Source organism: Nocardia carnea, assembly GCF_029869215.1.
Taxonomy (GTDB): Bacteria; Actinomycetota; Actinomycetes; order Mycobacteriales; family Mycobacteriaceae; genus Nocardia; species Nocardia carnea_B.
Genome location: NZ_JARWPM010000274.1, coordinates 1 through 21,437 on the forward strand (window position 1 = coordinate 1; position 21,437 = coordinate 21,437).

Genomic DNA, 21,437 nt, shown 5'->3' on the forward strand with positions numbered 1-21,437 from the left:
GCTGGGGCTGGCCGGTATGCGCGAACGGGTGGCGGTACTCGGGGGAAGCCTGGAGGCGGGCCGCACCCAGGACGGCGCCTGGCGGGTGCATGCCCGGATCCCGCTGACGTCACCGGATGCGGAATAACGCGGCCCCGCCACTACATTGGAGGCCGTGCCGATCACCGTGCTCGTTGTCGACGACCAGGAACTGATGCGTGTAGGCCTGAAAATGGTGCTCGGCGCGCACGCCGATCTCGAGGTGGTCGGGGAGGCCGAGAACGGCGCTGCCGCGATCAGCAAGGCCGCGGAGCTGAAACCGGACGTCGTGCTCATGGACGTGCGGATGCCGGTGGTCGACGGTGTCACCGCCACCGGCCGTATCCTCGAGGCCGGGCAGGGCACGCGGGTGCTGGTGATGACCACCTTCGACCTCGACGAACACGCACTGGGGGCGCTGCGCGCCGGCGCGAGCGGCTTCCTGCTCAAGGACACCCCGCCGGAGGATTTGATCTCCGCCATCCGTAGCGTCGCGGCGGGGGATGCCGTGGTGTCGCCGAAGGTCACCAAACGGCTGCTCGACCGCCTGATCGCCGAACAGCCCGCCCCCTCCCGCGACCCCGCGGTCCTGGAGGTTCTCACCGCCCGCGAGCGGGAAGTGCTGGAGGAGATCGCGGCGGGCCGGTCGAACGCGGAGATCGCCGGTCGCCTCTACCTCTCCGAAGCGACGGTCAAAACCCACGTCGGCCGGGTGCTGACCAAACTGGAACTCCGTGACCGGGTACAGGCGGTGGTGCTCGCCTACGAGACCGGGCTGGTGCGGCCCGGCGGCTGACAGGAACCGAGCCGCGCAGCCCGGGTTCGGGACCGATCGGGCGGGGTGGCCGCGAGGCCGGGAGCAAAACGGACATCCCGCGCGTTGTACGGGTAGTCCGACCGAAAGGTTCGCCCATGCCCGTCCTCGGTTTCATCGTCTACCTGGTCATCGAGATCGCCACCTTCGCCGCCGCCGTCGCCTGGCTCGGTGCGGTACCCGCGATCCTGCTGCTCATCGCCAGCTCCGCCGCCGGCATGCTGCTGCTCGGCTCCCAGTGGCGCCGGGTGGGTGAACAGTTCCGTCGCGCCGCCCGCGCCGAGATCACCCCCGGTACGGCGGTGGCCGACGGCGCGCTGGTGGTTCTGGGCAGTGTGCTGATGTTCGTTCCCGGACTGGTTACTTCCGTGGTGGGCCTGCTCATGTTGCTTCCGCCGACCCGCGCGCTGTTCCGCCCAGTCCTGGCAGGGGTCGCGGCCCGCCGGGTCGCCAAAATCGCCGCGACCATGCCGCGGCAGCAGGTGACGGTGGTGGACGCCGATATCGTCGACGGCGTCGTCGTAGACGAGTGGTACACCGACGAGCCCCGGCGTCCCGCGGTCGCGCTCGAGAAGCGCCCGGTGTCCGCCGAAGGCGCAGATCCCGGGTTCCGCTGATCCGCCGCTCCGGTTCCTCAGCGCGTCCTCGGCCCGCACAACGTCCCGATCGTCACCGATCCCGCCGGTGTCCGACGCCGACCGGAACATATCCAGGGATGCGTGGACCTCGAGGTTCTCGACCGCTGGTTCGACCGGGCCATCACAGCGGCGGACATCGACGAGGTCTTCGCCGACTGACAGAGGCGACCGGTCTCGGTGCCCTGATCGACCCGTGGCGCCTCAGCGGTCGTCGGCCAGGCGGTACTCGCCGCGTTCGAGTCTGTCGATAACGCCGGACGTCCAGCCGGTGAGGTTGTCGAAGACCCCGCTCCACAATTCGAGCAGGTCGGGGAAGTGCGGGGGTTCGTGGCGGCCGGGGAAGTCGGCGGTCATGGCGAGCAGATCGGTGCGGATGGCGGCGCTGCGGGCGCGTTGTTCTCGGAGTTTCGCGATGACCTCGGCGCGGGGGAGGGTGTCCATGAAGGCGATGCCGGCGCCTAGTTCTTCCATGTCCGGGCTGGTGAGGGCGGTGTCGAGGCGTTCGAAGAATTCGGTTTCGCCCGCGGGGGTGAGTTCGAAGAGGGTGCGGCCGGGGCCGCGGTTGCCGCCTTCGGTGCCGAGGGTATGGAGTTTGCCTTCCTGGGTGAGCTGCTTGATGGCGTGATAGATGGAGCCCGGCTGCACGTTGGTCCAGGTGTCGGCGCGCCAGGACAGGAGTTCCCGACGCACCGCGTAGCCGTGGGTCGGCTGGTGCCGACGCGTCACCCCCAGAACCAGTAGCCGTACCGCGGACATCGCGCTCCTTCCGTCATCGGAACAGTACGGTAATCAAATTTGACGACTGGGCGGGCCGTGGTTAGGTTCGGTAGTCAAGGTTGATTATTGGAGGCTTCCACATGGGTGATACCGCGGTTCCCGTACTGTCCACCTGCGATCTGGCCCGCACGCTGGAGTTCTGGCGCACGCTCGGGTACACGGTCACACACGAACAGCACAAGCCCTACGTCTACGGGTCGTTGCGCGCGCACGACTGCGAGATCCACTACTACGGGGCGTCGGCCGGCGAGAACGAACGGAAGGCGCAGGAAACGGCCGGATGCCTGATCATGGTCGACGATGTGGCGGGCCGGCACCGCGAATTCACCGCGGCGCTGCGGGATCGGTACGGCAAGATGCCGGCGAAGGGATCCGCGCGGATCACCCGCTTCCGGCCGGGACAGACACGGTTCAGCGCCGTCGACCCGGACGGCAACTGGATAACCTATATCCAGGTGGATGAGCCGGAGGATGCCGCCGAGTACGGCGGCGCGGCCGAACTGTCCGGATTGGCCAAGGTGCTCGACAATGCCCGCATCCTGCGGGACTTCAAGGTCGACGACAAGGCCGCGGAACGGGCGATCGAGGCCGGTCTGCGGCGGCACGGGGCCGAGGCGAGCCGGGTCGATCTGGCCCGGGCGTACGCCGCCCTCGCGGAAATCGCGGTAGCGCTGGAGAATCCGGCCAAGGCCGAGGAGCGACGGGCCGATCTGGCCGGACTGGCACTGACGGAACCGGAGCGGGCCGAACTCGCCACCGAATTCGCTGCCGCCGACGACCTCGCTGCCTGGCTGGAACCAGGCCGGAGCTGACCACGGTCCGTCATCTCCACTGCGCCCAAGCGGTCGTGCAACTCGTCAGGGGCCTGCGCCGGACACGAGCAGGTGCGCAAGCGCTGACTCCCGGGATCTCCGGTCGCGGCACCTTCTCGCGCACCAGCGGCGGTGCCCGGCCTCCGCTTCGTCACCGCAGCATCCGGCGCGACTCAGCTCCGGCCGATTTCGCGAGGCACATGCCCCGGCGGGCCGCGCAACGGAATCGGCCGAAGCCGTCGAACTCGCGGATCGCTGTAGAGTTCGGTATCGGCCTGCTGCGAAGCCGGTCTGCGGATCTTCGAAGGAGCGGCTGCGGCGCCGGCTTTCCATGGAGTTGCCGCGGTGCGCTCGGTCTCGGGTTACCCGGCGGCGGGTTCTGTCCGCAAGGTGAGCTCGATGCCGACGGTGCCCTTCTTCCCGCGGCGCAGGATACTGCCGAAAACGACCAGCGGACCCGAGAGCTTGTACTTGCGCCGGATCAGTTTGCGCACGTGATCGCTGCCGTGCTCGTCGAGGACGCGGCCGGTGCCGTGCACGACCTCACCGCGCGGATTGCCCTTGTAATCGCAGGGCTGCAGCGTGACCTCGGGGTTGCGGCGCAGGCGTTTGACCTTCCAGGAGTCGGTGACGGTCCAGACGTACAGCTTGCCTTCTTCGGCGACCGCCCACAGCGGGGTCGGTACGGGGGTGCCGTCCTTGCGGAACGTGGTGAGCAGGACATAGTCGGCGGTGCCGACCGCACCGAGCGTGTTGGTCATGTACGCAGCGTAATTCGGTATCCGGTCGCGGGCGGCGTGAGCACGGGTGCGACCGGTCGCACGGGGCGCGGACCGGTGCGGCACACTGGTCCACCGTGAGTACGCAGCTGCTGGTCGGAGGTCGGATCTACAGTGCGAGCGCACCCGATGCCACGGCGCTCGCGGTCACCGACGGGGTGGTGGTGTGGCTCGGCGCCGACCATGTGGGGCGCGCACTGCATCCCGGCGCCGAGGTGATCGACCTCGACGGTGCGCTCGTGACACCGGCTTTCGTAGAACCGCACCTGCACACCACGGCGTACGGACTGCAGCGGTCGGGCCTGGACCTGTCGGCGGCGAAGTCTCTCGCGCACTGCCTGGAACTGGTGGCGAACTTCGCCGCGGACCGGACCGACGGGGTGATCCTCGCCGACGGCTGGGACGAAACGCGCTGGCCGGAAGGCCGGCCACCCACGGTCGCGGAGATCGATGCGGCCGTGCCGCGGGGCCGGCCGGTGTATCTGGCGCGGGTCGACAGTCATTCGGCGGTGACGTCCTCCGCGCTGCTCGACACCGTCGCGGGGTTGGCGAACACGGCGGGGTACCGAGCCGGTGAACCGGTCCGCGCGGACGCCCACCACCTGGTGCGATCGGCGGCGCGCGCGCTGCTCACCCGGGAGCAGCGGGATGCGGCGCGGCGGACGGCGCTGGATCTCGCGGCCGCGCGCGGGGTGGTCGCGGTACACGAATGCGCCGGCCCCGATATAGAAGGAGAGGCCGATCTGCGGGAACTGCTCGCCTTCGATCACGGCGTGCAGGTGCGGGCCTACTGGGGGCAGGCCGTGCGGACCGCCGACGAGGCGCGCGAGCTGCTGCACGATCTCGGCGCCCACGGTCTGGCGGGCGATCTTTTCGTCGACGGGTCGCTCGGATCGCATACTGCCTGGCTGCGCGACTCCTACGCGGACGATGCCGGAACCGGTGTCGCCTATCTGGAGGCCGCGCAGATCGCGGACCATGTGCGCGCCTGCACCCGGGCGGGTGTCCAGGCCGGGTTCCACGCCATCGGCGATGCCGCCATGGACGCGGTCGTCGCCGGGATCGGGCAGGTCGTCGACGAACTCGGCGGCCCCGCCGTCGCGGCCTGCGGGCATCGCGTAGAACACGCCGAACTGCTGGACAGTTCCCATATCGATGCGCTCGGCCGCTGGGGGATCATCGCCAGCGTGCAGCCCGCGTTCGATCGCGAATGGGGCGGGTCCGACGGTATGTATGCCGAACGTCTCGGCGCATCCCGGGCCGCCGCCCTGAACCCGTGGGCCGCCATGGCCGCGGCCGGGGTTTCGCTGGCCATCGGTTCGGACGCCCCGGTCACCTCGCTCGACCCGTGGGCGGCGGTCCGGGCCGCAGTGCACCACCGCACGCCCGGGCACGGCCTCTCGCCGCGCGCAGCCTTCGCCGCGGCAACCCGGGGTGCGTGGCGGGCCGGCGGCGTCCGTGACGGTGTGGCGGGCACGCTGGTACCCGGTGCGCCCGCCTCGTACGCGGTATGGGAAGCCGAGGACCTCGTAGTGACCGCACCCACGGATTCGGTGCAGCGCTGGTCCACCGATCCGCGCTCGCGGGTGCCGGGCCTGCCACCGCTTACCCCCGATGCCGAACTCCCGCGCTGCCTGCGGACCGTGCACCGGGGGACGACGATCTACACCGGGTGACGAGCGCGCGTACGCGGCCCGGTACCCGCGGTGCCGAACGAAGCCGCGGCGTGGTCTGTGCAGGTCCAGGTGGACGAGGCGCCGGCGCGTCGACGGACCGGACCGTCCCGTTCGGAACGCCGCGATGATTTCCGGATGAGGATGCGATGACATCGACCGGCCGGGCGCCGGGGTCGGTGCGGGCCCGGTTGTAGTGCGCGGATGCCGCCCCTGGACGGTCGCTCACCTTTGCGGATAGTGCCACGGGGAGCGAATCGGACAGGATCCGGCTGACGGGGAGTGGGGACCGGGACGCCGGGTCACCGGTCCGGGGCCGGCCGTATCCGGCCTGCGACGGGGCGGGAACGACGGCGGACCGCGGGAACGACAGGATGTAGGTGTGGAACAGGGTGACAGGACGGTGAACCGGTGGGCCGAGCAGTTGGGCCGGTATCCCGCGGCGGTGCGATCGCTCGGTGCGGTCGTCTCGGGGCTGCTGCTGTTCGGCAGCTTCCCGCCGCGGCCGTGGTGGTTCCTCGCGCCCCTGGGTATCGCACTGCTGACCCTGGTACTGCGCAGTGGGACCGGCCTGCGGTCCGGATTCGGTTACGGCTTCCTCGCCGGGCTCGCGTTCTTCCTGCCGCTGCTGCCGTGGACCGGGATCTATGTGGGGCCCGTGCCGTGGATCGCGCTGTCCACGGCGTGCTCGGTGTACGTGGGCCTGTTCGGGGTACTGGCGCGGCTCCTCGGCCGGCTCCCGGGCTGGCCCGTGTGGTTCGCGCTGGCCTGGACCGCGGCGGAATGGGGTAGGTCCGGTTTCCCGTTCGGTGGATTTCCGTGGGGGCGGCTGGCGTTCGGTCAGGCGGACGGATGGTTCCTGCCGGTGGCGATGCTGGGCGGGGCGCCGCTGGTGAGTTTCGCCGTCGCGCTCACCGGTTCCTGCGCCGCGGCAGTCCTCCTGGCGGTCCGTCGCGAACTCCTCGGTGACCATGGGCCGGAGAGAACTCCCGCGGCGGGGGGGGGGCGGGGGGGGGGGGCCCCCCGGCGCGCCCCCCCGCGCTGACCTGTCTGCTGCTGCCGTTGGCCGGGCTGGGCCTGCGGGCGGCGCTGCCCGACCCCGGGGCGGGCGACAGCACGATCACCGTCGCGGCGATCCAGGGCAGCGTGCCCCGCCTGGGCCTGGATTTCAATGCTCAGCGCCGGGCCGTGCTCGACAATCATGTCCGCCGGACCGGACAACTGGCCGATGAGGTGGCTGCCGGTCGGTTTCCGGCCCCGGATGTGGTCGTCTGGCCGGAAAACTCCTCTGATATCGACCCGTTGCGCAATCCGGACGCCGCTGCGCTCATTTCCGAGGCGGCCCGCCGGATCTCGGCGCCGATTCTGGTGGGAGCGGTGCTGGTGAACGGCGACCGCACCACGACGAATTCGGTCATGGTCTGGACCGCAGAAGGTGCTACGGGGGAGCGCCACGACAAAAAAATAGTACAACCCTTCGGCGAATACCTTCCCATGCGCGGATTCTTCCGGCTCTTTTCCGACTATGCCGACCGGGCCGGTTACTTCGTGCCGGGTCACGGTGACGGAACAATTCGGGCTTCAGGTACGGAAATAGGGATAGCAACCTGTTATGAGGTCGCTTTCGACCGGGCTTTCCGTGATTCGCTACGGTCCGGTGCGCAATTGCTGGCGGTGCCGACGAATAACGCGACTTTCGGTGACAGTGAAATGACTTACCAGCAGCTGGCGATGTCCAGGGTGCGGGCGGTCGAACACGGCCGGTCGCTGATCGTCGCCGCGACCTCGGGCGTCAGCGCGATCATCGCCGCCGACGGCGGCGTCCGGCAGGAAAGCGCGCTGTTCCGGCCGGAAGCCCTGGTCGCGGAGGTGCCGCTGCGGTCGGCGACCACCCCGGCGACGGCTCTCGGCCCGTGGCCGGAACTCGCCGCCGTGCTCGTGACGGCGGTGGGGGTGATCGTCGCGGTGGTCCGCCGGCGGGCGGATCGGCGGTTGCCCGACAGCGTCGGATCGGCTTCGCTCGGCTGACCGTGCAGCGGGTTCACCGCCGTCGGCAGCGGGTTTGCCGATACTTCGCCGGCCATCGATGCAGTAACCGTAAGTGACCGGTTTATTTTTTGCCCGAGGAGGGTAAACAGACTTGCTCTTGATGCGTAGTATCTAGGCAACGCCCGGGCCGCCGGGTAAGAAGTGAGGCGAGATTCCGCCTCGAAGCGTATGACTGCGCCGGAATTCGGACACCGTGGTCCGAAAGCTGCTCCGGCTCCAGGTAACCATTCGGTTTCGACTGCCAATCCATTCAAGGTGACGCTCCGAATAACCAGTCGTGAATCACACCCACGACCGGTATCGATCGGCCGTGGGCTGTTCGGGGAGTGTCGAGCTGTAGAACGGAGTGATTGATGAGATCGTCGGCCACCGGGGTCGATAACGGTTCGTCGGCAGAACTTTCGGCCGAGCCCTTTCCGCTCACACCGGCGCAGACCGCGATGTGGTACGCCCAGCGAATTCAGCCGGAGATCCCTCTCATCATCGCCGAGTACGTGGTGTTCCACGGTGATCTCGACCCGGGCCTGCTGCTGTACGCGATCGAGCGGTTCGGTGTGGAAACCGAGGTGGGGCTGCAGCGGATCGTCCAGGTCGACGGTGTACCGCATCAGGTGGTGGATCCGAGCCTGCGGCCCGGCTGGGCGCGCCTGGATCTGCGCGACGAACCCGATCCGCACGCGGCGGCTCTGCGCTGGATGCACGATGATGCCCGCACACCGATCGATATCGACCACGACCCGCTGGTCTTCAATGCCGTGCTGCGCACAGGCGAACGCGATTACATCTGGTACTCGCGTGCCCACCACATCGTCATCGACGGATATGCGGCGATGAACGCGCTGGTCCGTACCGCCGAGATCTACACCGCCTACGCCGAGGGCCGTGAACCCGCGGTATCGCGGGCAACGCCGCTGGCCGACCTCTACGCCGGTGAGAACGACTACCGCAATTCGAAACGCTGCGCGGACGACGCCGGCTACTGGCGCGAAATACTCGACGGGGCCGGAGAAGTGGTGACCCTGTCCACTGCCGCGGGCGCACCGGCCACGGCGGTCGCGGGACGCCGGCTGGCCACCGCCGTGCTGAGTGAGACCACCGAGGCGGCGGTCGCCGCGGCGGCCGGGCGGGGCGATACCTCGAATCCGGTGCTGTTCGCCGCGGCCATGGCCTGCTACGTGCGGGCGATCACCGGGGAAAGCGATGTGGTGCTGAGCCTGCCGGTCTCGGCGCGCACGACGGTGTCGCTGCGCCGCTCGGCCGGGGTGGTGTCGAATGTGGTGCCGCTGCGGATCCGGTTCGAATCCGGCACCACCCTCGAGGACGTGGTGCGTGTGGTGAGCAACCAGATCACCGGGGCCCTGCGGCATCAGCGTTACCGCCACGACGATATCCGCCGCGACTGCGGCTACGACCGCGATACCCGCGGGTTCTTCGGCCCGATGATCAACATCATGCTCTTCGCCCGGCCGCTGCGCTTCGCCGATCTCGACGTCTCCGTGCACGTCCTGGCCACCGGCCCGGTCGAGGATCTTTCGGTCAATCTCTACAACGCCGACGGCGGCCGCGTCCATCTCGATTTCGAGGCCAATCCGCAGCTCTACAGCGAGGCCGAGGTCGCGGCGCATCACCGGCGTTTCCTGGATTTCCTGGACCGTTTCCTCACCTCCGATCTCGGTGCTCCGGTACGCGAGCTCACGGCGCTCACACCCGACGAAACCCGGCAGGTCCTCTACACCTGGAACGACACCGTGGCCGCGGTCGAACCGGGCACGCTGGCAAGTATTTTCGCCGACCGGGTGGCGCGCTGCCCGGACACGGAGGCGGTGCGGTTCGAGGGCGAGGCACTCACCTACGCCGAACTCGATGCCCGCGCCAACCGGCTGGCGCGGCTGCTGATCGCCGAGGGCGCGGGGCCGGAGCGGGTGGTCGCGCTGTGCCTGCGCCGCAGCCTCGACCTCGTGGTCGCCATGTACGCGGTGGTCAAAACCGGAGCCGCGTACCTGCCGCTGGATCCGGAACATCCGGTCGAGCGGCTGGCGAAGATCGTGCAGCGGGCAAGCCCGGTCGCGCTGCTGGCCACCGCGCGGGACGGCCTGGAGCTCCCGGGCAACGTCGCGGCGGTCGCCGTCGACACCGTGGAGCTGTCCGCACTGGATCCGGCGCCGGTCACCGATGCCGATCGGATCGCCCCGCTGCGCGCCGACCATCTCGCGTACCTGCTGTTCACCTCCGGCTCGACGGGCACCCCGAAGGGCGTCGGGATCACCCACCGCGCGATCGTGAACCGGTTGCGCTGGATGCAGGGCGAATACCGGCTCGATTCCACCGACACGGTGCTGCAGAAGACCCCCCCGACCTTCGACGTCTCGGTCTGGGAGTTCTTCTGGCCGTTGCAGAGGGGGGCGGGGGTGGTGGTGGCGCGCCCCGACGGCCACCGCGATCCGGCCTATCTGGCGCGGCTGATCCGCGAAGAGCAGGTCACCACAGCGCATTTCGTGCCGTCCATGCTGTCGGTGTTCGTCACCGATGCCGAGGTGAGCGAGTGTGTCACGCTGCGGCGGGTCTTCTGCAGTGGGGAGGCCTTGCCGCCGGCGACGGTCCGGGACTTCCGGGCCGCGCTGCCCGGTCCGGAACTGCACAATCTGTACGGACCCACCGAGGCCGCGGTCGATGTGACCTATTGGGAATGCCCGCCGGATCCGGTCACCGTGCCGATCGGGGCGCCGGTGTGGAACACCCGGACCTATGTGCTGGACAGCGCGCTGCGCCCGGTCCCGCCCGGCGCGGTGGGCGAACTGTATCTGTCCGGGGTGCAGCTGGCCCGCGGTTATCTCGGGCAGGCACCGCTCACCGCCGAACGTTTCGTCGCCGATCCGTTCCATCCGGGGGAGCGGATGTACCGCACGGGTGATCTCGCGCGCTGGCAGCTCGGCGGGGCGAAGGCCCGCCAGGGCGTCCTGGAATACCTGGGGCGCACCGATTTCCAGGTGAAGATCCGCGGTCTGCGCATCGAGCTCGGCGAAATCGAGGCGGCGCTGCTGGACGACGAGCGGATCGCCCGCGCGGTGTGCATCGCCCGCGCCACCCCCGCGGGCGATCAGCTCGCCGCCTATGTGGTGGTACGTGGTGACGCTCAGCTCGATACCGCGGCGCTGCGTGCCCGGCTGGCCCGCACCCTGCCCGGCTATATGGTGCCCGCGACGGTGACCGCGCTGCCCGAACTCCCGCTCAACAGCAACGGCAAGATCGACCGGGCCGCGCTGCCCGCGCCCGGGCCTGCCGGCGAGCGTACGCGGACCGCACCGCGCACCGAGGTCGAAGAGGTGCTGGCCGCGATCTTCGCGGAACTGCTCGGCGTACCCGAGGTCGGGATCGACGACGGTTTCTTCGAACTAGGCGGTAATTCCCTGGTGGCCGCCCGCGCGGTGGCCCGGATCAACACCGCGCTCGGCACCGCGCTGACCATCCGGGATCTGTTCGAGGCCGGTAGTATCGCCGCGCTCACCGAACGGTTCACCGTGCACGAACCGGACCTGACTTCCCCACAGCTGGTTCCGGTGCCGCGCCCCGACCGGATCCCGCTCTCCCCGGCCCAGCAGCGGCTGTGGATCCTCAACCGGTTCGCCGAGCACGCCGCCGCCTACAACATGCCGCTCGCCGTACAACTCGACGGCAATCTCGATCTCGAGGTGCTGCGTGCCGGGCTGTGCGATGTGCTGCAGCGGCACGAAAGCCTGCGCACCACTTTTCCGGATCTCGGGGCCGGACCGCAGCAGCGGGTGCATCCGCTGGCCGAGGTGCCGGTGACGATCGACCCGGTCGACGTGCCCGGCGACCGGGTGGCCGGGCTGGCCGCGGAGTTCGTCTCCCGGCCGTTCGATCTGCGCTCCGAATTCCCGTTCCGGGTCGCGCTGTACGCCGTCGACACCGATTGCCACGTCCTCGTCCTGGTGCTGCACCATATCTGCGGTGACGGCTGGTCGGTGGCGCCCCTGGTCCGCGACCTCACCGTCGCGGTCACTGCCCGCGCCGCGGGTCATGCCCCCGGCTGGACCCCGCTGCCGGTGCAGTACGCCGATTTCGCCCTGTGGCAGCGTGAACTGCTCGGCGAGGAATCCGATCCGGCGAGTGCGCTGAGCCGCCAGATCACGCACTGGCGGGCCGAGCTCGCCGGCCTGCCCGATCAGCTCGACCTCCCGCTCGACCGGCCGCGTCCGGCGCAGCGCTCGACCGAGGGCGGAAAGGTCGCGTTCACCATCCCGGCCGGTACCCGCGCCGCTGCCGCGGAACTGGCCGCGGCGCGCGGTGCGAGCATGTTCATGGTGGTGCATGCCGCCCTGGCGACCTTGCTGTCCCGGATCTGCGGTAGCACCGATATCGTGATCGGCACCCCCATCGCGGGCCGTACCGATCCCGCGCTGGACGAGCTGGTGGGGATGTTCGTCAATACCTTGGTGCTGCGCACCGAGGTCGATCCGGCCGCCGATTTCGACCGGATGCTCGATATCGTGCGGGAAACCGATCTCAATGCTTTCGCCAATGCCGATGTGCCGTTCGAGCGGCTGGTGGAGGTGGTGAATCCGGATCGTTCCGGTGCCCGCCACCCGCTGTTCCAGGTGATGCTGTCCTACGACAACGCCGGCGAACTCGATCTGGCCCTGCCCGGGCTGCGCACCGAGATCCTGGCCCTGGATACCGATATCGCGAAATTCGATCTCCAGCTCGAAATCCACGACGATAACGCCGGCGGCGAACTCCACGCCGAAATCGGCTACGCGACAGATGTTTTCGACGAGCGGACGGTCGCGGCGATCGCGCGGCGGTTCGTCACCGTCCTGGAGGCCGCGGTGGCCGCGCCGCAGCGGCCGGTCGGTGATATCGATGTCCTGGACCGGCGGGAGTACGGCAATCTGGTGCCGCTGGCCGGTGGCCCGGCGGAACCGCCGGTGTCGCTGGCCGAACTCCTGGGCCGGTCCGCGGTCCGCGATCCGGACGGTATCGCGGTGCGTTTCCGCGGGCGTGACACCACCTACCGGGAACTGGACGAACGGGCCAACCGGGTGGCCCGGTTGCTGATCGCGCGGGGTGCCGGGCCGGAAACCGTGGTCGCCCTGGCGCTGCCGCGCGGACTGGACGCGATCACCGCCATCTGGGCGGTCGCCAAAACCGGCGCCGCCTATGTGCCGGTCGATCCCGGGTATCCGCGCGACCGGATCGCACATATGCTCAGCGATTCCGGTGCGCGGCTGGGCATCACCGGCCCGGATCAGCTGGCGGTGGTGTCGGAACGTCCCGGCGCGGTCCGGCAGTGGCTGGTGCTGGGTGACCCCGTCTTCGAGAAAACATGTGCGACGGTTTCGCCGGCGCCGGTCACCGACGCGGACCGGATCCGGCCGCTGCGCACCATCCACCCGGCGTATCTGATCTACACCTCCGGATCCACCGGTACCCCCAAGGCCGTGGTCGTCACCCATGCCGGGCTGGCCTCGTTCGCCGCCGAACAGTGCTACCTGTTCGGGGTCACACCCGCCGCGCGCACGCTGCATTTCTCGTCGCCGAGTTTCGATGCGTCGGTGCTGGAGTTGCTGCTCGGATTCGCCTGCGGCGCAACGGTCGTCATCGCGCCGCCGGAGATCTACGGCGGCAGCGAACTCGCGACCTTCCTGCGCGTCGAACGCATCACCCACGCCTTCGTCACCCCGGCCGCGCTGGCCACCGTCGACCCGGCCGGGCTGGACCGGCTGCAGACGGTTCTGGTGGGCGGCGAGGCCTGCGGACCCGAACTGGTGGCCACCTGGGCGGACCGCTACCGCATGCACAATATGTACGGCCCGTCCGAGGCCACCGTCGCGGCGACGATGTCGGCGCCCATGCGTACCGGCCGTCCGGTGCCGCTGGGACATCCGGTACGCGGTATGCGCCTGTTCATCCTGGACTCCCGGCTGCGCCCGGTACCGCCCGGCACCCCCGGTGAGCTGTACCTCTCGGGACCCGGTGTGGCCCGGGGCTATCACGGCCGCTGCGCGCTGACCGCCACCCGGTTCCCGGCCAACCCGTACGGCCGCCGCGGCGAACGGATGTACCGCACCGGCGATCTGGTGGTGGCCGACCGGTCCGGCCGGCTGCGTTTCCTGGGTCGCGCCGACGATCAGGTGAAACTGCGCGGCTTCCGGATCGAACTGTCCGAGATCGACCATGTCCTGCGCACTCACCCCGGAGTGCGCCGGGCCCTCACGGTGGTGCACACCGATGCACAGGGCCGGCAGCGCCTGGCGGCCTATATCGTCGCCGAGGCCGCCGTCGATCCCGCGGCGGTCCGCGCCACGGTGCGTGGCCGGCTGCCCGGCTATATGGTCCCCGACGCGGTGACCGTGCTGCCGGAATTCCCGACCGCCCCCTCCGGCAAGCTCGACCGGAAGGCCTTGCCCGAACCGGTGTTCCGCGGCCCCGACGCCACCTCGCGGCCACCGGCCACCGATACCGAACGGCGGGTGGCGGAGGTGTTCGCCGAGGTGCTGGGTCGCCCGGTGACCGGTGCCGAGGACGGCTTCTTCGATCTGGGCGGTAATTCGCTGCTGGCCACCCGGCTGGTGGCCGGCCTGTACGACCGTTTCGGAGTGGATCTGCCCGTCCGGACCGTGTTCGAGGCGCCGACGGTGGCCGATCTGGCCGAGCAGGTCACCCGGACTCCGGTGACGGTCCGGGTGCCGCTCGCCGCCTATGATCCGCGGCCCGAGCGGATTCCGCTGTCGCTGCCCCAGCAGCGGCTGTGGTTCCTCAACCGCTTCGCCCCCGAATCCAGCGCCTACAACATCGCCTTCGTACTCGATATCGAGGGTGCCCTGGACGTACCGGCGTTGCGCGCGGCGCTGGGCGATATCGTCGAACGGCACGAGGTGCTGCGGACCGTCTATCCCGACGACGGGGACGGTGCCCAGCAGCGAATCCTGCCCGTTGCCTGGGCGCTGCCTCCCCTGGACCTGCAGGAGACCGACCCGGCGGGTGCCACGGCGGCCCTGCAGAAGGCGGCCACCACCGGGTTCGATCTCACCACCGGGGCCCCGCTGCGCGCGGTCCTGCTGCGGATCGGTCTCGGCCGGTACCGGCTCGGGGTGGTGGTGCACCATATCGCCGCGGACGGCTGGTCGCTGGCCCCGCTGACCCGTGATCTGGCCGTCGCCTACCGGGCCCGCAGCGCCGGCGAAGCGCCACAGTGGCAGCCGCTCGACGTGCAGTACGCCGATTTCGGGCTGTGGCAGCGCGAGCACCTCGGTGCGGGCACCGACCCGGACAGCCTCGCCGCCCGGCAACTCGGCTACTGGCGTGACCGGCTCGCCGGTCTCCCCGACGAACTGCCGCTGCCCTACGACCGGCCACGCCCGGCCGACCCGCGGCAGACCGCGGGCACCGTACGCTGCACGATCCCGGCCCCGACGCGGCAGGCGCTCGCCGAACTGGCCCGCGCACAAGGTGTGAGCCCGTTCATGCTGCTGCGCTCGGCGCTTGCCGTGCTGCTGCGGGCGGTGACCGGCGGCCGCGATATCGCGATCGGCACCCCGGTCGCCGGGCGCGCCGACCGGCGGCTCGACGAGCTGGTCGGCATGTTCGTCAACACCCTGGTGCTGCGTTCGGAGGTGGACCCGGCCCGCGCGTTCACCGAATTGCTACGCGCCGACCGCGATACCGAACTCGCCGCCCTCGCCCATGCCGATATCCCCTTCGAGCAGGTCGTCTCGGCGCTGGGCAGCGATCCCCGCGCGACCGGCCGTCATCCGCTGTTCCAGGTCGCGCTCACGGTGCAGGACACCCCTGTCCCGCCGCTGGAACTGCCCGGACTGTCGGTGTCGGCGGCCGCGCTCGATATCGCCCGCGCCAAGTTCGATCTCGAACTGCGGGCGGGGGACCTGCACACGGGCGAGCTCGAATTCGTCTACGCCGACGAGCTGTTCGACGATGTGACGGTCCAGACCCTGGCGGGCCGGTTCCTGCGCGTGCTGGCCGCCGTCGCCGCCCGGCCGGAGCTGCCGGTGGGCGATATCGATACCCGGACCGAGCACGAACGGACCCGCCTCGGCCCGGCCCGCGGGCCCGTACCCGGGACACAGCGCACCCTTGCCGGGTTGTTCGCCGCCACGGTGCTGTCGCACGGCGCCCGCCCGGCGCTCTACACCGAGGACACCGTCCTCACCTACGCCGAACTCGACCGCCGCGCCAACCGGCTGGCGCGGGCGCTGATCCGGCGCGGGCTGGGCGCGGGAGACAAGGTCGCGCTCGGGCTCACCCGGTCGGCGGATTCGGTGACGGCCATGCTGGCCATCGCCAAATCCGGTGCCGCGTTCGTCCCGGTGGATCCGAACTACCCCGCCGAACGGGTCGCGCATATGCTCGCCGATTCCGGCTGCCGGGTCGGGATCAGCCGTACCGGTCACGCGGACGCCTTGCGCGCCGCCGGCGGCGGCCATATCGACTGGCTGCTGCTCGACACCCCCGCCGGGCGGCGGGAAACCGGGACCTCCGCCGACCCGGTCACCGATGCCGACCGGGTGCGCCCGGTGCGGGTCGGTGATCCGGCGTACCTGATCTACACCTCCGGATCGACGGGTAAACCCAAGGGCGTCACCGCCACCCACGGTTCCGTCGCCGATCTCGCCGACGAATTCCGCGACCGGCTGGCCGTGCACCCCGGCGCCCGGACACTGCACTTCTCCTCACCGAGTTTCGATGCCGCGGTGCTGGACCTGCTGCTGGCCATCGGCGCCGGCGCCGCCATGGTGGTCGTGCCGCCCGAGGTGTACGGCGGTGACGAACTGGCCGAACTCATGACCCGTGCCGAGGTCACGCACGCGTTCATCACCCCGGCGGCACTGGCCACCATCGACCCGGCCCGGTGGCCGCTGCCGCGGCTGCGTGGCCTGATGGTCGGTGGTGAACACGTCGGCCCGGAACTGGTGGCGCGCTGGGCGCCCGGACGGCGGATGTTCAACGGCTACGGCCCCACCGAAACCACCGTCGTGGTCTCGGTGACTCCGGTCGCGGTCGATCGTCCGGCCGGTCTGGGCGCGCTGATCCGCGGGGTCCGGGCGATCGTTCTCGACGAACGCCTGCGCCCCGTACCCACCGGTGTACCCGGTGAGCTCTACCTGGGCGGACCCGGCCTGGCCCGGGGCTATCACGAACGATTCGGCCTCACCGCGACCCGTTTCGTCGCCGATCCCTACGGACCGGCCGGCTCCCGGATGTATCGCACCGGCGATGTCGTGCGCTGGACGCCGGACGGGGACCTGCGCTACCTGGGACGCAGCGACAACCAGGTCAAGATGCGCGGTTTCCGGATCGAACTCGGCGAGATCACCGGCGCGCTGACCGCCCATCCGGCGGTGCATTTCGCGCATACCGAGGTGCGCCGGATCGCCGGCGTGGACCGATTGGTCGCCTACGTCCATCCGGCCGACCCCGCGCACCGTCCCGAACCCGAGGAGTTGCGCGCTCATCTGGCTCAGCGCCTGCCCCGGCATATGGTGCCGACGGCCTTCACGCTGCTGGACGAGATTCCGTTGACCCCGGTCGGGAAACTCGATATCGCCGCCCTGCCCGAACCGCAGGCACCGGCCGCGGGGCCGGCCGGACGGGCACCGCACACAGCCGCCGAACAGCTGGTCGCCACGATCATGGGTGAACTGGTGGACGCCGAGGTCACCGATACCGGCGACAGTTTCTTCGATATCGGCGGCAACTCCCTGCTGGCGACGCAGCTGGTGGGCCGGTTGGCGGCGGCGACCGGCGTCCGGCTGGCGGTGCGGACGGTGTTCGCCGCGCCGACCGTCGCCGAACTGGCGGCCCGCCTCGACGGGGAAACGGCCGGCGATACCGGACCGGCCCTGGTGCGCAGGGAGCGGCCCGACCGGATTCCGTTGTCGCCGGCCCAGCACCGGCTGTGGTTCCTCAACCGATTCGGCGGCGCCGATCCGGCCGCGACGCCGGGCGCCTACAACATTCCCGTGGTGCTGCGGCTGCGCGGCCCGCTGGACCGGCGGGCCCTGGCCACCGCGCTGCATACCGTGCAGCAGCGGCACGAGACCCTGCGGACGGTGTTCCCGGAGCTCGACGGGGAGCCCACCCAGGTGGTACGCGAGCTCGCCGAGGCCGCGGTCGAGCTGCGGACGCCGGCGGCCGAACCGGGTGATCCGTACGCGGCAATCGCGCGGTTCATCGCACCCGGATTCGATCTGGCGAACGAAATACCGTTGCGGGCAGCACTGTTCGAGGTCGGTCCGGATGAGCACATCCTCGTTCTGGTGGTGCACCACATCGCGATGGACGGATGGTCGCTGGAACCGCTGGCCGCCGATGTGGCCGGTGCGTACCGGGCGGTGCGGCTCGGGTCCGATCCGCGGGCCGAGACCGATGAGCTGCAGTACATCGACTACACCCTGTGGCACCGCGAGCTGCTCGGCGACGAGGACGATCCCGGCTCGCTGATCCGCGGCCAGCTCGACTACTGGCGGGACGCTCTCGACGGCCTGCCCGAACTGCTGTCCGTTCCCGCCGACCGCCCGCGCCCGCCGGTGCCGTCCTACCGCGGCGGCACCGTGACCGAACACCTCGACGCCCGGGTTCACCGGGACCTGCGGGAGCTGGCGGCACGCCACAACGTGAGCGTGTTCATGGTGCTGCACGCGGCACTGGCCGTGCTGCTGCACCGGCTCACCGGAGCCGGCGATATCGCGGTCGGAACGCCGGTCGCCGGGCGCGGGCACCCCGAACTGGACCGGATGATCGGGATGTTCGTCAACACCCTGGTGCTGCGGACACCGGTCGAGGCCGGACAGCAGTTCACCGACCTGCTCGACACCGTGCGCGAAACCGACCTCGATGCCTTCGCACACGCCGAGCTGCCCTTCGAGCGGCTCGTCGAAATCCTCAACCCGGTGCGCTCGCAAGCGCATCACCCGCTGTTCCAGGTGATGCTCTCGGTGCGCGACGAGCCCGTGCGGGCACTGGAACTGCCGGGACTGAGTATCGAGGCGATGGATATCGACGCCGGTATCGCGAAATTCGATTTGCAGTTCACGCTCACCGAATGCCGGGACGCGGACCGGTCGCCGGACGGGATCGCCGTCGCGGTGAACTACAGCGCGGATCTGTTCGACGAACGGACCGCGGCGCGGCTCGGCCGCCGGCTGGTGCGGTTGCTCGGCGCGATCGCCGCCGACCCGTCCGTGGTCATCGGTGATCTGGAACTGCTCGAGCCCGCGGAATGGTCGGCGCTGGCCCCGCTGCGCCGCGCCGACCCGGATCATCCGGTCACCCTGCCCGAGGTCTTCGCGGCCGCGGCATCGGTGGACCGGCGGGCGGTCGCCCTGGCCGCCGCCGGTGTGGAGATCACCTACGATGCGCTCGACCGCTGGAGCAACCGGCTGGCGCGGGTCCTCACCGGTTACGGAGTCGGCCCGGAAACCCTGGTGGCACTTGGTATTCCGCGCACCGTGGAATCGGTGGCGACGGTGCTGGCGGTGACCAAGACCGGTGCCGCCTTCGTCCCGGTCGACCCGGGGTATCCGGCCGCCCGGATCAGCCATATGCTCACCGATTCCGGTGCCGCGCTGGGCCTGACCCTCGCCGAATACCGGCCGGAGCTGGCCGGTTCGGTGCGCTGGCTGGCGCTGGACGATCCCGATTTCCGGGAAGAGGTGCTGCACGCATCGAGCGCACCGCTCACCGACGCGGACCGCATCGGGCCGCTGCGGATGGACAATCCCGCCTACGTCATCTACACCTCCGGCTCCACCGGCACCCCGAAGGGCGTGGTCGTCACCCATCGCGGGCTGTCGAATTTCGCCGCGGAGACCGCGCAGCGTTTCGAGGTCGGGCCCGGCAGCCGCATCCTGCATTTCGCGACGCCGAGTTTCGACGCCGCCATGCTGGACCTGTTGTTCGCGCTCGGCGGCGCCGCGACCCTCGTGGTGACCCCGCCCGGTGTGGTGGGCGGGGCCGAACTGGCCCGGCTGCTGATCGCCGAACGGATCACCCACGCGTTCATCACCACCGCCGCGCTGGCCACCGTGGATCCGGCGGGGATCACCGACTTCCAGCATGTTCTCGTCGGTGGTGAAGCGCTGCCGGCCGAGGTCGTCGCACGCTGGGCGCCGGGGCGCAACCTGCACAATGTCTACGGCCCCACCGAGACCACGATCGTCACGGTGGTCTCGCCGCCGCTGGTGCCCGACGGTCCGATCCCGATCGGGGAACCGATCCGCGGGGTGGCCGCGACCGTACTCGACTCCCGGCTGCGCCCGGTGCCGCTCGGGGTCACCGGGGAGCTCTATCTCGCCGGGGGCGCCCTGGCCCGTGGCTATCACGATCGCCCCGGGCTCACCGCGCAGCGGTTCGTCGCCAATCCGTTCGGCAAACCGGGGGAGCGGATGTACCGCACCGGCGATCTGGTCCGCATCGGTACCGGCCCCGACGGCGGTCCCGGCGAGATCGAGTACGTCGGCCGTACCGACCACCAGGTGAAGATCCGCGGATTCCGGATCGAATTGGGTGAGATCGACGCCGCGCTGAGCCGGCATCCCGCGGTCGAGTTCTCGCATACCGCCGGGCATCGCACACCGGCCGGGGTGACCGCACTGGTGTCGTATGTGAAGGCAGCACCGGAAACCTCCGCGGCCGAACTGACCGCGCACCTGTCCGGCCTGGTGCCCAATTACATGGTTCCGCAGTCGATCATGCTGATCGACCGGCTGCCGCTGACCCCGGTGGGCAAACTCGACCGGTCGGCGCTGCCCGAACCGGTTTTCGCCGGGGCCGAAGGCTATCGGGCCCCCGCGAACCCCGTCGAAGCGGCGCTGTGCGCCATCTTCGCCGACGTACTCGGGGTCGAACGGGTGGGGGCCGGCGACGGGTTCTTCGAGCTGGGCGGCAATTCCCTCCTGGCCACGAAGGTGGTCGCGCAGGCCCGCGAGGCCGGGCTCGAGCTGCCGATGCAATTGCTGTTCGGCGAATCGACCCCGGCCGCCCTCGCCGCCCGGCTCGGTGACGGCACCGCGAACGATGCCATGGATCTCGCGCTCGCGCCGGTGCTGCCGCTGCGGCCCGATACGGGTTCGGGCCGCGCCCCGCTGTTCTGCGTGCATCCGGCCATCGGCCTGTCCTGGTGCTATGCCGGGTTGCTCGCCGAACTTCCCGCCGATCAGCCGGTCTACGGGCTGCAGGCGCCGCAGGCGACGGGCGAACCCGGATTCGGCTCGATCGCCGAGGTCGCCGAGCACTATCTGACCCATATCCGGTCGGTACAGCCGCACGGGCCCTACCAATTGCTCGGGTGGTCGCTGGGCGGTCTCATCGCGCACGAGATCGCCGTGCGGTTGCAGGCGGCGGGGGAGGAGGTCGCCTCGCTGACCATGCTCGACAGCTACCGGCTCGCCGACGATCTGGCCGATCAGGCGATGCCGTCGATCGCGGAGATCCTCGGCGAATTCGGTGGCGAACTCACCGTGGACGGCGCGGAACCGACACTGGCCGAGGCCGCGGAGATCCTGCGCTCGCGCCCGGGGCCGTTCGCGGCGCTCACCCTCGAGCATCTGGAACGGCTCTACGCCGGCTATGCCGAGGGCACTGTGCAGGCCAATGGGTTCCGGCCCGGGGTCTACGACGGCGACCTGCTGTTCTTCGCCGCCGCCACCGATCCGGTGAATCGCGCGGCTCCCGACCGGCGGCCCGCCGCCTGGCAGGAATACGTCACCGGCACGGTGCTCGCCCACGACGTGGAGTGCACGCACGCGGAGATGACCACGGCGCAATCCCTGGCGGTGATCGGACCCGTACTGCGCGAGCGCCTCGGCGCCCGCCTGCGCCGGTGAGACCGGCGCGACCAC

Annotated in this window: 7 protein-coding genes and 2 pseudogenes; 7 read left to right on the plus strand and 2 right to left on the minus strand. The window is 70.2% G+C overall.

The window, feature by feature from the left end:
* From QH276_RS19000 to QH276_RS19010, 3 genes and pseudogenes are all read left to right on the plus strand, one after another.
* Window positions 1-127 (plus strand): annotated as a pseudogene (locus QH276_RS19000) (sensor histidine kinase); the annotation flags it as partial.
* Between the two features lie 27 nt (window positions 128-154).
* Window positions 155-814: a response regulator transcription factor gene (locus tag QH276_RS19005; protein WP_280398980.1), complete on the plus strand. Its 660-nt coding sequence runs from the start codon at window positions 155-157 to the stop codon at window positions 812-814.
* Window positions 815-930: 116 nt separating this feature from the next.
* A complete protein-coding gene (locus QH276_RS19010; RefSeq protein WP_280398981.1) occupies window positions 931-1,449 on the plus strand; it encodes an FxsA family protein in 519 nt (172 codons plus the stop codon).
* A 222-nt stretch (window positions 1,450-1,671) separates the two neighbouring features.
* Here the strand turns inward: QH276_RS19010 and QH276_RS19015 are convergent, their stop codons facing one another.
* On the minus strand, window positions 1,672-2,226 hold the full coding sequence (locus tag QH276_RS19015) for a PadR family transcriptional regulator (protein WP_280398982.1): 555 nt from the start codon (window positions 2,224-2,226) through the stop codon (window positions 1,672-1,674).
* Between the two features lie 101 nt (window positions 2,227-2,327).
* On the opposite strand from QH276_RS19015, the gene QH276_RS19020 reads away from it, so the two are divergent.
* Window positions 2,328-3,059: a glyoxalase gene (locus QH276_RS19020; protein WP_280398983.1), complete on the plus strand. Its 732-nt coding sequence runs from the start codon at window positions 2,328-2,330 to the stop codon at window positions 3,057-3,059.
* 362 nt (window positions 3,060-3,421) lie between these two features.
* On the opposite strand, the gene QH276_RS19025 is transcribed toward QH276_RS19020, so the two are convergent.
* Window positions 3,422-3,820, minus strand: a complete 399-nt coding sequence (locus QH276_RS19025) for a PPOX class F420-dependent oxidoreductase (protein ID WP_280398984.1) — start codon at window positions 3,818-3,820, stop codon at window positions 3,422-3,424.
* Window positions 3,821-3,915: 95 nt separating this feature from the next.
* Here QH276_RS19025 and QH276_RS19030 point away from each other — a divergent pair, with 95 nt between their 5' ends.
* From QH276_RS19030 to QH276_RS19040, 3 genes and pseudogenes are all read left to right on the plus strand, one after another.
* The gene (locus QH276_RS19030; RefSeq protein WP_280398985.1) at window positions 3,916-5,514 is read left to right on the plus strand and encodes an amidohydrolase; all 1,599 of its coding nucleotides are present in this window, start codon (window positions 3,916-3,918) and stop codon (window positions 5,512-5,514) included.
* Window positions 5,515-5,914: 400 nt separating this feature from the next.
* Window positions 5,915-7,539: pseudogene (lnt, locus tag QH276_RS19035) on the plus strand (apolipoprotein N-acyltransferase).
* A 374-nt stretch (window positions 7,540-7,913) separates the two neighbouring features.
* Entirely contained in the window at window positions 7,914-21,422 is a 13,509-nt protein-coding gene (locus QH276_RS19040; RefSeq protein ID WP_280406836.1) for a non-ribosomal peptide synthetase, read from the plus strand.
* Window positions 21,423-21,437 lie beyond the last annotated feature (15 nt).

What these genes read in the sequence shown, in the direction of transcription:
- QH276_RS19020 (WP_280398983.1), top strand. Translation starts at nt 2,328, where the DNA reads ATGGGTGATACCGCGGTTCCCGTACTGTCCACCTGCGATCTGGCCCGC.
- QH276_RS19025 (WP_280398984.1), bottom strand. Translation starts at nt 3,820, where the DNA reads ATGACCAACACGCTCGGTGCGGTCGGCACCGCCGACTATGTCCTGCTC.
- QH276_RS19040 (WP_280406836.1), top strand. Translation starts at nt 7,914, where the DNA reads ATGAGATCGTCGGCCACCGGGGTCGATAACGGTTCGTCGGCAGAACTT.
- QH276_RS19010 (WP_280398981.1), top strand. Translation starts at nt 931, where the DNA reads ATGCCCGTCCTCGGTTTCATCGTCTACCTGGTCATCGAGATCGCCACC.
- QH276_RS19015 (WP_280398982.1), bottom strand. Translation starts at nt 2,226, where the DNA reads ATGTCCGCGGTACGGCTACTGGTTCTGGGGGTGACGCGTCGGCACCAG.